The following is a 12,743-nucleotide window of genomic DNA, read 5'->3' as shown; positions in this document are numbered from 1 at the left end:
TGTTTTCATCAGCATATCAATATTTACCGAAAACCATAGGAAGACTTTTTAACCGCAGATGAACGCAGATACACGCAGATCAGATTACATCAGCGTTCATCCGTGTTCATCCGCTGATCTCTGCGGTTAAAAAGTCTTCGCTAATTTGCCTTTCTACAAATTACTGGCAATTAACTCGCGGTACTGGCTTTTCGGCTTAACTCCTTTGAGCTCAGCCACCAAATCTTTGTCTTTGAAATACTGAATCGTCGGCGTACCAATCACGCCAGCATTTTCAGCAATTTCTGGATCTTCTTCGATGTCAATTTCCACATAGTGGATTTTGCCCTCGAACTCATCTACTACTTTGCTCAAAATTGGCTTGAGGCTGTGGCAAGGCCCACAACTCGGAGAGGCATATTTGACCACAATCAGTCGATCGCTATCGTGGAAAAGTTTCCGCAGAGCATAACCTCCTTCGTGGCGCGTGTCTTGGATATCAAAGTTCGCGCTGGTTTTGCGTACTTTTTGAGCTTCCGGCGCTGCGACGGGTTGCTCGGATTCCTCGGTTTGGTGGAATTCCTGAGCTAAACCATTGGACGACAGCCACCTTTCTGCCAACATCGCCCCCATACAACCGCTACCGGCGGCGGTGATGGCTTGGCGAAACTCGTGGTCTTGTACGTCGCCGACGGCGTAAACTCCCTCGACGCTGCTTTCTACCGAACCGTGTTTGGTAATGATATAACCTACTTCGTCGAGTTCTAGCTGACCTTGGAACAGTTGAGTGTTGGGAGTGTGACCGATCGCATAAAACAATCCTTTCACCAGCAAATCGCTCTCGACGCCGGTCTCGATATTTCTAAGTCTCACCCCGTCCATTTTGCCCCCTGGCTCTCCCAAGATATCCACTGCTTCGGTGTTCCAGTGCACGGTAATTTTGGGATTGCTCAGCACTCGGTCTTGCATGGCTTTGCTCGCGCGCATTTGATCGCGCCGCACCAGCATATGTACGTGAGAGCCGTATTTTGTCAAATAAATAGATTCTTCCGCTGCTGTGTCGCCCGCGCCGATTACAGCTAAATCTACTCCTTTAAAAATTGGGGTAGCGCCGTCGCAAATCGCACAGGCAGAAATGCCGTGACTCCAAAATACGTGTTCGCTAGGCAGCCCCAGCCTTTTCGCTGTCGCGCCTGTAGCGATTACTATCGTGTGGGTTTTGATTTCTCTGTCTTCCGATCGCACTGTAAACGGACGCTTGGTCAAATCCACCGAAATTACATCTTCTGTGTATAATTCGGCACCCCAGCGCGCTGCTTGAGCTTTCATCCGATCCATCAGTTGCGGCCCGGTGATGCCTTCGGGAAAGCCGGGGAAGTTTTCGACTTCTGTGGTGGTCATCAGTTGACCGCCGGGGACGCCTCCCGCTTGGTAGCCTTCAAACACTAAGGGTTTCAGGTTTGCCCTCCCAGCGTAGATGGCTGCGGTGTAGCCGGCAGGGCCTGATCCGATAATTACTAGGTTTTCTACGGTTTCGTTGGTCATAGCTCTTTACTTAAACTCATAACGACTTCGTTTTACTAATTTTAGCAGAGTTCGATCGAGTTTGGTTGGATGCCATTGGGCGATCGAGCATCTGTATCTATTTTTGAGGGTCGATCGGTCTTCGGGGCAATTCCAGCTACTTTAATAAGCAAAAACAATCTAAAAGTTGATTTAGTTTTAAATGTTCGATCTATTTTGACGGCTGAAATCTTAAGAAAATCTAAAAATGACGAAAATTATTGACTTCATTCTCAATTATTTTACCTATTTACTTGCTTTGAGGCTTGTGGTACGATTTTCACAATCCAGGGGCATTATGACTAATTTAAGTTTTTGACCCTGAAAGCTTTTAAAATCGTAAAATTAACGAACTCTGCAAATGTAATAAGTACAATTATTTATGCAAAACCCGCATTTTATGGTTTAAGAATTGTAACGCCGATTTTGCCAAGTTTGACAAAATATAGTATTTGTGGTAAAGAAGGTGCGATCGGGGGAAAATTAGAAGGAAATTTTTAACCGCTTTGGAAGCACAGGCGGGACGCCTGTGCCACGATAAACATAGAATTTTGTAATTGTGTCTGAATGGATAAAATCAAGATATTGTTTGTGTGCAGTCAGAATAAGTGGAGAAGTTTGACTGCCGAGAAGATATGCGAGAAGGTTAGCGGCTACAGTGTACGATCAGCTGGAACAGAAAAAGGTGCAAGAATTAGAGTCACTGAGGGTCTTGTCGGTTGGGCGGATTTAATATTTGTGATGGAGAAGAAGCATGGCGATCGACTTCGCAGCAAATTTCCCGAAAGTCTCGAAGGCAAGAAAGTTATTTGCCTGCAAATCCCGGACAATTACGAATATATGGAACCGGAGTTAATCGAGCTTTTGCAGGCGAAACTGAACCCCTATATGGCAATGCCAGATAACGAGATAAATTTTATGCAGCGAGTTTTAGAACCGGAAGTGATGGATTCCTTGGATGAGGCGATCGAATACGATTCGATGGACTTTACTGAGGTTAATGCTGCTTTTGCTCAGAGTGCTGCGGCGTTGGGGCCGGTTTTTGGAAACGTTTTGGATGCGGGGACGGGTACGGCGAGAATTCCGATCGCAATTTCTCAAATGCGGCCAGCATGGAAATTGACCTGCATCGATTTGTCGGCAAATATGCTGAAAGTCGGGGCCCAAAATGTGGAAAAGGCGGGCGTGCGATCGCAAATTAGTCTCGAACTGATCGATGCTAAAGCCATGCCTTACCCTGACAATTATTTTGATATGGTGATTTCCAACAGCATTATCCACCATTTGCCCGATCCGCTGCCGTTTTTGCAGGAAGTCAAACGGGTGTTGAAGCCGCAGGGAGCAATTTTTTTGCGGGATTTGCTGCGGCCGGAAAAAGCGGAAATCAGGGATAATTTAGTCAATCTGTATGCGGGAGATTGCAACGCGCATCAGAAACAGTTATTCAGCGATTCGTTGCAAGCAGCATTTACGCTGGATGAAGTTGAGGAGATGATCCAAAATGCCGGGTTGGATGGGTTGAGGATTTATGAATCTTCAGACAGGCACTGGACGGCGGAGCGTGCTTGGTGCGAGTCTTTGTAGACTGGGGACGATCGCCCGATAACATTTCAAATGAGAATAGGAGCGATCGCGCCTTTCCAGCTATGCGCCTTAGCGTTGCGCGATCTGTTTGTGGTTTAATTACTGTTTTCGGGTCGGAAAAATTAGTATGATTGAACCGCGAAGACGCGAAAAACGCGAAGGAAGAATCAGAAGTAGATAATCTTCTCCGAGGAAGGAAGTAAGATGTTTAAGCATCTGATCGGAAAAATCTGCGATCAAGGATATGCCGAAAAAGCCCGTTCCGCGACCTGAAGATCAAGAGTCGCATTTGAAGAAGCTCAGGGAAGAACTGGAGATGAGTCAGGAAGATTTGGCGCGAGAGCTTGGCGTTTCGTCGCAAACAATCAGCCGTTGGGAGTTGGGGAAGAATGTACCCACCTTCACCGTCAAGCAGATGAAAGCTTTGGAGAAATTGCTGGCTACCATCGGCAGGTCGATCAGCGATTTGCTCGATAATCTATGATGGAAACCATTAAACAAGCCCCGGATAAATCCGTGGATCACTTTTTTCAATCTCAAATCTCAAATCTCAAATCTCAAATTACTCGATCGCGCCCTAAGTCTTTAGCTTGATAAAGCGAACGGTCTGCCGCCGCAAGCAGTTTTTCCGGGGAAGTTTCGGGCTGAGGAACCGTACTCGCTACCCCCAAACTCAGGGTCACGAAAGAACACACCTCTGAATTAACGTGTTCAATTTTTAGTTTTTTAATCCACACTCGAATTTTCTCTGCAATCCAGACAGCTATTTCCGGTGAAGTCTGAGGCAAAATCACTGCAAATTCTTCGCCTCCGTAACGGGCTACCAGACTCTCGCCCGAAACTTCGCCTGTTGAGTAATTTACCGCTTCCAAAATGGCTTGGGCTACCTGCTGCAAGCAAGTATCTCCCGCCTGATGTCCATAAGTATCGTTGTATTTCTTAAAAAAGTCTACATCGCATAAAATTAAAGATAGTTCTGATGCTGCTTCCGCCAATTCTTGCCACTTTTTCTCTAAGTATTCGTTAAAACAGTGACGGTTGGCAACCTGAGTTAAGCCATCTAAGTTGGCAAGGCGATACAATTCGGAATTAGCTGCTTTTAATTGAGAATTAGCTGCTTCTAACTCGGATTGCGTGAGCGATAAATTGTAATAAAGTTCGCTCATAGACCAAGTAGCTTGTTGGTGAATTTGGGATAAAGCTACCCAGAGTTGATGCACGTCTAAAAGTCGGTAAACTTGAGGTTCTAACTGCACAACAATCGGCTCGTAAAGCAGTTCCGGCGGTCGCTGCACGGAGCGCTGAGCTGCCATGACAATTAAGGCTACTCCTGGTAAAATCAAAATATCGGTTTGAGCTATTTGATACAAGGCTATAATCGGTCTGCAAGCAAATATATCTACTCCGTAAGGGCGGCTCATGCGTTCCATAAATCGCCGACGCGATATCATCCCTAAAAATTCCCCATTTACGGTTAAGATAACTCCCGGAAGCAGCGGGTGAGATTGAAACAACCGAGCTATTTCTTTGGCGAGATATGAGGAGTCAACCTGGAAATTAAATAGAGATAGATCCTGAAGAGTAGACTCTAAAGATAAATTTTGGGGTGAGTTTTCGGGCGAGTTAGAGGGTTCAATAAATTCAACAGACACAGCGCAGATCCGAATAAACAATAAACCAGCAACAAAGCTAGTGTCAGCTATTAAATTATATAATTATTTATTTATTGCCAGTACCTGTAATCTTTACTATATTATTTTTTAATAATGGAAGAAGCTGCTGCGTTAGTTTTTGCGGTAGCTGCCTTGCATTGATTCATGCTCACTAAATTCCCGATTTATTGAATTATTATGGATTTTTTACTAGATTTTTTACTAGGGGATTTTTACGGCGTAAAAAAAACCGATTTTTGCGCCATTCCTCAACTCATTTATGGTGTATACAAACTCAAGAAACGTGGTTTTTAAACCGGGTTGAGGCTGTAACGAGGTTTTGCGTAAAAAAACGCGGTGTCTGCCCCTGTCCTCGACTCAAAACTCAAAACTCAAAACTCCCTCACCACCCCCAAGTTCCTGGCCCTCCCTTAAACGGGCCGACAATATCTTTGGTAATCCAGCCGCCGTAAAAATCCCCAGGTTGAGATTGCACTAATTCCCCGTCCACATAACAGGCATCCATCTTGCTCGGATAAAAAGCCACATAATCTTTAATAGCTGCAAAAACCTGATTAGGATTGGGATAAAACCAAGCCGCATTTACTACTTCTTTTGACTCTACCGTCACAGTGTAATAACCGGCTTGTCCCTTCCACTCGCACCAAGAACCCCGTAAAGTTTTGTGCAAATATTCTATTTTGATGTCATCGGGGCAGATATAGTAGACAGGAGGGTGACTGGTCTCCAATACCCGCTGAGGACGGCGCGTGTCGGCGATCGTCACTCCATTAAAAATTATCTGTACGTGTTTGGTCGATTCCTCAAGCCGAGGGGGACGCGGGTAATCCCAAACAGACTCTTCACCAGGGCCGGGCTCTATTCGATCGAAGTTCATTCGCACAATCTCCCCTGCAAAAAAACACTTAGCGACTTAGTATTACAATTTAATGTACCCTTAATCGAGTCGCTGCTTCAGAGCAAACCAGCTTTTCTCAACTCTTCGTAATATGAGTATTCGCGGTATAGATGTTTCCGACTACCAGCCCAATGTCAATTGGCCAGCCGTTGCGCGGGATGGTATTACCTTCAGTTTTGTCAAATCGACCGAAGGTGCAACGTTCGTTGCCCAAACTTTCGCTCGCAATTGGGTGGCGATGAAAGCGGCGGGGATTCACCGCGGTGCTTACCACTTTTTTCAACCTGCCAGCAGCGTTCAAGAACAAATAGATTTGTTCTTGAAAACTGTAAAACTCGAAGCGGGGGATTTGCCACCTGTCTTGGATTTGGAAACTACAGGCGGTTTGAATGTGGATCAATTTTGCGATCGAGCCGCAATTTGGTTAGAAGCAGTCGAAAAAGCCACCTTGATGCGGCCGATTATCTACACCTACCCCGCTTTCTGGGACAACTTGGGAACAAAACGGTTGGCAGATTACCCACTGTGGATTGCTCACTATACCACTGCTGAGGAACCTTGGGTTCCCGGCGGCTGGAAAACATGGACTTTTTGGCAGTACAGCGACAGCGGCACCGTGTCGGGCGTATCGGGCAATGTAGACACCAATATTTTTGAAAGCGTCCGAGAAGGCACAGTAAGTTATAAAGTTGCAGACATCCAGAAGGAATTAAGAATTAAAGGTTTCTATCAAGGGGCGATGGACGGTAAATTTGGGGCCAACACCACAGCGGCGCTCATCTCGTTTCAGAAATCTCAAGGTCTCAATCCAGACGGCATTGCCAGCCTCAAAACCTGGGCCGCTTTGATGCGAAAACCTCCCAAAGTAATTGTTCCCCCTCCAGTCCCGACACCCACTCCGCAGCCGACTCCCACTCCGACTCCCCCTCCCATCTCAGACGTGCGGCTGACTCAGGTATTCTCGTCTTATCAAGCTAAGGCTAGCCAAGATACTGCCTTAATTTGGCTGCAAAGTCAGGTTCCTACCTCTGTTTTAGGGGAATTTGCTCAAAAATGGCGGGCAACTACCTTACCTCAAGACAGTAATTTGCGATTGATAGATGTGGGCAAATTTTATCGCGGTTTAGCACAACAAGACCAAGCTTTAGATTGGCTGCAAAAACAAATTTCTCCGGCTATTATTAACGAGTTTGCACAAAAATGGCGAGCTCAATCTATTGTCACTAATTCTCCGATTCGGCTGATAGATGCGTGCAAATTTTATCGGGCCGCACCCCAGCAAAACCAGGCTTTAGATTGGCTGGAAGGGCGAATTTCGCCGGCCATTCTATCGGAGTTTTTTCGCAGGTGGCAGAATGCCAGTCGATTATAAATTTTAGATGGGAGTTTTTAGATGGGAGATTGACTCCACAGATAAATTTGGGGGTTTGATCGCTCTGTAATTGGAAAGCCGACAACTCTTGCTATTTGAGATTTGAGATTTGAGATTGACAAGCGAATTTCAAAGGTGGTACCCGCCACGTGATTTATCCGTGGAATCAATCCCAAATCGAAAATCCTCAAGCCTCCGAATTTATCTCGCGCAAGTCAATCCAAAATCTCAAATCTCAAATCTAAAATCGAATGACTCCCCATCAAAATTCGTCAAATCCTCTCCCTCTGTTCCCGCATCCCCGTCCAACTCTCTAACATAACAGACAATCTCTCGCTTAGCTACAGCTTACTCCCATCTTTGACGGCAAGAGAATTATCTGATAAAGTTATAGCGACTATCAAGGTTTTTTAATCTTATTGGGAAAAATCCAGGGCCGTGCCGAGTTTGTAAGCTGCGCCGAAAATAGCGCCTGCACTCCAATTACCCGCGATCGAACATTTAAAACTGAGCGGGCAGCCTGTAACAATTATATCTATGGAAATCCCCTTTAACATCACCCAGTTGATGGTCATGACCGTCATCTGTGGCATCAGCGCTCAAGTTCTCGCCGCTTATCTGAAAGTTCCGGCGATCGTCTTTTTGCTGTTGTTTGGCATTTTAGCCGGCCCAGACTGCTTGGGAGTGCTGCACCCGAATCTGCTGGGAAGCGGTTTGGAAGTTATGGTATCCCTTTGCGTAGCTTTAATTCTGTTTGAAGGTGGCTTGAATTTGGAATTGCGAGATTTGGGTAAACTTTCCGGCAGCATCCGCAATTTAGTTACAGTAGGCACTTTAATTACGCTAATTGGCGGCGGAATGGCCGCACACTGGTTGGGGGAATTTCCCTGGCCGATCGCATTTCTGTATGCTTCTCTAGTAGTCGTCACAGGCCCGACAGTAATCGGCCCTTTGCTCAAACAAGTATCAGTTGACAAAAAAGTTGCGGCCTTGCTAGAAGCAGAAGGCGTTTTAATCGATCCTGTCGGGGCAATTCTGGCAGTATTGGTGCTGAATATTATTTTGAACGGCAATGCTGATTTGCTAATTGTGTTCCGAGATTTAATCGTGCGACTCTTCGTTGGCGCAGTCATCGGAGTTGCGGGAGGTTGGCTGCTGGGATTCATTCTCAAGCGATCGCAATTTCTCTCAGAAGACCTCAAAAACTTAGTAGTTTTAGCAGGTTTGTGGGGATTTTTCGGCTTAGCAGAAGAAATCCGCAGCGAATCGGGACTGATGGCAACAGTCCTCTCCGGCATCGTCCTCAGAGCCGCTGCTGTGCCGGAAGAAAGGCTGTTGAGGAGGTTTAAAGGTCAACTCACAGTCCTGGCTATTTCCATGCTATTCGTGCTGCTGGCGGCAGATTTATCCCTCGCTAGTGTGGTCGCCCTCGGTTGGGGAAGTTTGTTTACAGTTTTAGCTTTAATGTGGGTAGTGCGGCCGATCAACGTTTGGCTGTGTACTTGGAACAGCGGACTGAATTGGCGGCAGAAATTATTTATTTGTTGGGTAGCGCCCAGGGGAATTGTCTCAGCGTCGATCGCATCTTTATTTGCAATTTTGCTCACCCAACGGGGAATCAACGGCGGCGACTCGATTAAAGCCTTAGTTTTCCTAACAATTATTATGACAGTTTTCGTCCAGGGACTAACAGCCGGACGGATGGCTCAACTTTTGGGCATCACCTCAAAATCCGCAACCGGTGCGGCAATTGTGGGATCAAATCCTTTGAGCAGATTAATTGCTCGCTTGTTTCAAGAACGCGGAGAATCGGTGGCAATTATTGACACGAACCCCGAAGCTTGTGCGCTAGCAGAACGAGAGGGTTTGCGGGTGTTTTTGAGCAGTGCTCTGGATCACAGCGTGTTAGAAGAAGCCGGACTGGAATCGATGGGAACTTTTCTGGCAATGACTAACAACGGCGAGGTAAACTTAGTGTTAGCTCAGCGAGCTGCCGAAGAGTTTGCACCCCCAAGGGTTTTGGCAATATTCCCCAAAGATCCGCAAGCAAATACGCCTGCAAATCCGACTAAAATCAATCAAGCCTTTGTCTCCGATTTATCGCTGAAGGATTGGAACGAATATTTAAGCGACGGCGAAGTGAAATTGGGGGAAACTGAGTTAAAAACAGAGGGATTGCAGTTTCAGATTGCTCACTTACAAGCTTTGGTTAAAGCCGGGGAGTTGGCGCCGCTGCTGGTGGAAAGGCAAGGATACTTGCAAGTAGTGTCGGCGACTCAGATTTGGCAAGCGGGCGATCGAATTATTTATTTGCTGTACGATCCGACACCGAAATTGTTGAAAAGATTGTCTGGTTCGTCGCAGTCTCGCTTGACTTTGGAAAAGCATCAGGTAGTGGAAGAAGTGCCGATTCCTTCTCCGGTTTTAGAGGAGGTTTTGGAGTCAGCGGAAATAGCAAAGGATGCTAAAGTTTTGCAGCCGCCAGTTTCGCGGTAAGAGTTAGTATCCCGATCGTACTCTATAATCTGCTTGTCGCGATCGTCCTTACTCTGCCTCCCCAATTAAAGTAAATGCTGCCCAATTTCGCGGCTGGGGATGAGTTTTCATCGTGGTTAACATTGCCTGCCGCAATGCCTGTGCTTTGTCGGGATTATTTTGCAAGTTTTGATAAAATGCCTGCATCAATTCCGATGTCGGCGCATCAGGAACCGCCCATAAAGAAACAATCACACTCGGCACTCCTGCCGAAATCAACGCCCGCGACAAGCCAATCACCCCATCCCCGGTAATCCTGCCTTCTCCAGTGTTGCAAGCACTCAAAACGACTAAGCTTGCTTGCAGTTTCATGTCGAAAATCTCTTCTGCGGTCAATAAGCCGTCATCGCTGCCAGAGGGAGCCATAGCGATCGCACTTCCCAATCCGCGCACATCATCGAGCAATCCATGCGTTGCTAAGTGAATAATCGATGCTTGCGGCATTTTTTGGACGATCGCAGCTTTTGTCCCTTGTGCGCCTGTGATGGCTTGAGTTTTGAGTAGAGGCGCGATCGCTCTAGCTTCAGCTTCGGCCCCAGGTAGAGGAGACAATTGCTGTTTCGGTTCTCCGGGAGACAAAGATACCTGTGGCATCGTGGGATTACCGAGCACCAGAGCATTTCCGCGACCGTTGGCTGGCTGATTGCCTAACTTCTGCCGTTGCTGTCGAGTCAAATCCAATACTTGAATCGAGGGGGCGGTGAGAATCGTGTGTTTTTCGATTAAGTAAGTGCCGCTGGCATCTTGCAGGGCGGGAAAGGGCACCTGGAACAGGGAACCTTGGGGAATGAAAATTACATGGGCGTTGGGGTCTTTGGGCAGAAGCGTTTGAATTGGATCGATCAGCAGTTGATGCAGTGTCGGTAAGTTGGGTTGGGGTTGGGTGGAGCCAAGACTGCTGCGACTGCGGACGGCGAGGAATTCTTGATTGCCAACGATCAAGCTGGCTAAAGAGGCGTTGTGTTTTTGCCAAAGGGGTTTGAGGTCAACTTGACGAAAGGTGATTTCACCCGTGGGTTGAATCACCCAAATGTAGAGCGCGGATTCATGCCCTACTGTTTTGCCATGAATCTGGAAGTCGTCATAGACGATCGAATACTGCACCAAAGTAGCGTTCTGTGCTTTGGCGATTTGTCGGATTTGCTCCCGATCGGGAGAAGTGTTAACCGGATTGGTAGAACTTGAAGATAAGCGTTCTGTCAGAAGATCGACAAAGGCACGAGCGCGTCCCCGTTCCGCAATTTCTAAAGCGGCGATCGGGTTATTCTGAGCCACCCTGACTTGTTGTAAAGCCCAATAGGTGCGAGCTTGTCCTTCAAAGATGGAGACTTTATTCGCATCGTTGGAGCCGAGCAGTTGACGCATCGATTCCCAAACTTGAATGGCTTTGACGAGGATTTTTGCAGATTCTGTGGGGTTGCCAGCTTTCAAGAACGCCACTCCGAGGTTGTTCAGTGCATTACCTTCCCCTTGGCGGTCTTTCAGTTCGCGGGCGATGGCTAAACTATGCTGTGTATATTCAATGCCTTTGGCATGCTTGCCCAGAGAGAGGTAAGCGTTTCCCAAATTGCCCAGTCCTCTACTCTCCCCCTGGCGGTCTTGAATTTCACGGGCGATGGCTAAACTGAGCTGTAAATACTCGATCGCTTTGGCATAGTTGCTCCGCTTGAGGTAAGCGTTTCCCAAAGTCCCCAGTGCATTACCTTCCCCCTTGCGGTTTTTAATGGAGCGGGCGATGGCTAAACTGAGCTGTAAATACTCGATCGCTTTAGCCGAGTTGCCCAGAGAGCTGTAAGCCTCTCCCAAATTGTTCAGTGTCCTACCTTCCCCTTCGCGGTCTTTAATGGAGCGGGCGATGGCTAAACTGAGCTGTAAATACTCGATCGCTTTGGCCGAGTTGCCCAGAGAATTGTAAGCGACTCCCAAATTCCCCAGTGCGATACCTTCCCCCTTGCGGTCTTTAATTTGGCGGGCGATGGCTAAACTGAGCTGTAAATACTCGATCGCTTTGGCCGAGTTGCCCAGATTGAGGTAAGCGCCTCCCAAATTGTTCAGTGCATTACCTTCCCCTTCGCGGTCTTTAATGGAGCGGGCGATCGCTAAATGTTGCTGTAAATACTCGATCGCTTTGGCCGAGTTGCCCAAATAGAGGTAAGCACGTCCGAGATTGCCCAGTGCCAAACCTTCACTGTGGCGGTTTTTAATTTCACGTGCGATGGCTAAACTTTGCTGTGAATACTCAATGGCTTTGGCCGAGTTGCCCAGATTGAGGTAAGCGGCTCCCAAATTGCCCAGTGCCTTAGCTTCCCCGTCGCGGTCTTTAATTTCGCGAGTGATGGCTAAATATTGCTGTGAATACTCAATGGCTTTGGTCGAGTTTCCCAGAGAAGTGTAAACACTTCCGAGATTGCCCAGTGCCAAACCTTCCCCGTAGCGGTCTTTAATTTCGCGTGCGATGGCTAAACTCTGCTGTGAATACTCAAGGGCTTTGGCCGAGTTGCCCAGAGAGCGGTAAGCGTATCCCAAAAGGTTTAGTGTCAAACCCTCCCGTTGGCGGTTTTTGAGAGCGCGATAAATTTGCAGTGCCTGTTGCCAGGAATTCATCGCTGCTGGAAATTGCCCAGCCTCATAATACGCAAGCCCCTGCCCTAAGAGCCGATCGCCCTCTGCTTCACGAGCATCAGTAGTTTGAGCCATCGCTGGGAAGAGAGAGTCAGGAGTAGTTAATAGGGGGATAGTGGCAAGCAGGAATAGGGAAATGGAAGCTAGGAAAACATTAGTGAGCCTAGAGTGGGTCGATTTGAGTCGCTTAAATGGGGAATACAGCATAGGATTCTAGAGTTGGAATTTAGAGAATTAGCCCGATCGCTCTTTCTGCCGTCGTGCGATCGCCTCACTCTGCCACCGGCGATCGACCATCATAGAAGTTTACTCTGCCTCCCCAATCTCGCTGCAGGGATGGGGACTCTAATCTGAATTAGACGACTATTTTAGCGATCGGGCGATCGGTTTGAATCAAACCATTACCCACTGGCATAGTCAAGTCCAAAATCAAAACCTGGGGTGTTTAGATCGTCCATATCCAGAGCCGTCTGCTCTAATGCTCGATTAATGTCCCCAGGACTTAAGTGGGGATTTG

At 47.3% G+C, this 12,743-nt stretch carries 9 protein-coding genes; 5 read left to right on the top strand and 4 right to left on the bottom strand.

What is annotated here, in order from left to right; translation table 11 throughout:
* Window positions 1–153: 153 nt before the first annotated feature.
* A complete protein-coding gene (gene trxB, locus QUA03_RS14250) occupies window positions 154–1,524 on the bottom strand; it encodes a thioredoxin-disulfide reductase (protein WP_333212953.1) in 1,371 nt (456 codons plus the stop codon).
* A 333-nt stretch (window positions 1,525–1,857) separates the two neighbouring features.
* Between trxB and QUA03_RS14245 the strand changes: the two genes are divergently transcribed.
* From QUA03_RS14245 to QUA03_RS14235, 3 genes are all read left to right on the top strand, one after another.
* Entirely contained in the window at window positions 1,858–2,043 is a 186-nt protein-coding gene (locus QUA03_RS14245) for a hypothetical protein (RefSeq protein ID WP_333212952.1), read from the top strand.
* Window positions 2,044–2,283: 240 nt separating this feature from the next.
* The gene (locus QUA03_RS14240; RefSeq protein WP_333212951.1) at window positions 2,284–3,126 is read left to right on the top strand and encodes a methyltransferase domain-containing protein; all 843 of its coding nucleotides are present in this window, start codon (window positions 2,284–2,286) and stop codon (window positions 3,124–3,126) included.
* A gap of 244 nt (window positions 3,127–3,370) precedes the next feature.
* Window positions 3,371–3,610 carry a helix-turn-helix transcriptional regulator gene (locus QUA03_RS14235; protein ID WP_333212950.1) on the top strand — a complete coding sequence of 80 codons (240 nt, stop codon included), beginning with the start codon at window positions 3,371–3,373 and terminating at the stop codon, window positions 3,608–3,610.
* Window positions 3,611–3,683: 73 nt separating this feature from the next.
* Here the strand turns inward: QUA03_RS14235 and QUA03_RS14230 are convergent, their stop codons facing one another.
* A complete protein-coding gene (locus QUA03_RS14230; protein WP_333212949.1) occupies window positions 3,684–4,778 on the bottom strand; it encodes a diguanylate cyclase domain-containing protein in 1,095 nt (364 codons plus the stop codon).
* A 403-nt stretch (window positions 4,779–5,181) separates the two neighbouring features.
* On the bottom strand, window positions 5,182–5,676 hold the full coding sequence (locus QUA03_RS14225) for a DUF427 domain-containing protein (RefSeq protein ID WP_333212948.1): 495 nt from the start codon (window positions 5,674–5,676) through the stop codon (window positions 5,182–5,184).
* Window positions 5,677–5,788: 112 nt separating this feature from the next.
* On the opposite strand from QUA03_RS14225, the gene QUA03_RS14220 reads away from it, so the two are divergent.
* Together QUA03_RS14220 and QUA03_RS14215 are read left to right on the top strand one after the other, a co-directional pair.
* Complete coding sequence (locus QUA03_RS14220; RefSeq protein WP_333212947.1) at window positions 5,789–7,069, top strand: GH25 family lysozyme; 1,281 nt, start codon at window positions 5,789–5,791, stop codon at window positions 7,067–7,069.
* Window positions 7,070–7,606: 537 nt separating this feature from the next.
* Entirely contained in the window at window positions 7,607–9,565 is a 1,959-nt protein-coding gene (locus tag QUA03_RS14215) for a cation:proton antiporter domain-containing protein (RefSeq protein ID WP_333212946.1), read from the top strand.
* A 48-nt stretch (window positions 9,566–9,613) separates the two neighbouring features.
* Here QUA03_RS14215 and QUA03_RS14210 read toward each other — a convergent pair whose 3' ends face one another.
* The gene (locus QUA03_RS14210; protein ID WP_333212945.1) at window positions 9,614–12,301 is read right to left on the bottom strand and encodes a CHAT domain-containing tetratricopeptide repeat protein; all 2,688 of its coding nucleotides are present in this window, start codon (window positions 12,299–12,301) and stop codon (window positions 9,614–9,616) included.
* Window positions 12,302–12,743 lie beyond the last annotated feature (442 nt).

Origin of the sequence: Microcoleus sp. S36b_A4 (assembly GCF_036700645.1) — a bacterium.
In the GTDB taxonomy this organism is placed as follows: Bacteria; Cyanobacteriota; Cyanobacteriia; order Cyanobacteriales; family Microcoleaceae; genus Microcoleus.
Note: the sequence above shows the minus strand (reverse complement) of the source record. Positions and strands in the feature narration are given on the sequence as shown.

What these genes read in the sequence shown, in the direction of transcription:
- trxB (WP_333212953.1), bottom strand. Translation starts at nt 1,524, where the DNA reads ATGACCAACGAAACCGTAGAAAACCTAGTAATTATCGGATCAGGCCCT.
- QUA03_RS14240 (WP_333212951.1), top strand. Translation starts at nt 2,284, where the DNA reads ATGGAGAAGAAGCATGGCGATCGACTTCGCAGCAAATTTCCCGAAAGT.
- QUA03_RS14235 (WP_333212950.1), top strand. Translation starts at nt 3,371, where the DNA reads ATGCCGAAAAAGCCCGTTCCGCGACCTGAAGATCAAGAGTCGCATTTG.
- QUA03_RS14225 (WP_333212948.1), bottom strand. Translation starts at nt 5,676, where the DNA reads ATGAACTTCGATCGAATAGAGCCCGGCCCTGGTGAAGAGTCTGTTTGG.
- QUA03_RS14220 (WP_333212947.1), top strand. Translation starts at nt 5,789, where the DNA reads ATGAGTATTCGCGGTATAGATGTTTCCGACTACCAGCCCAATGTCAAT.
- QUA03_RS14215 (WP_333212946.1), top strand. Translation starts at nt 7,607, where the DNA reads ATGGAAATCCCCTTTAACATCACCCAGTTGATGGTCATGACCGTCATC.
- QUA03_RS14210 (WP_333212945.1), bottom strand. Translation starts at nt 12,301, where the DNA reads ATGGCTCAAACTACTGATGCTCGTGAAGCAGAGGGCGATCGGCTCTTA.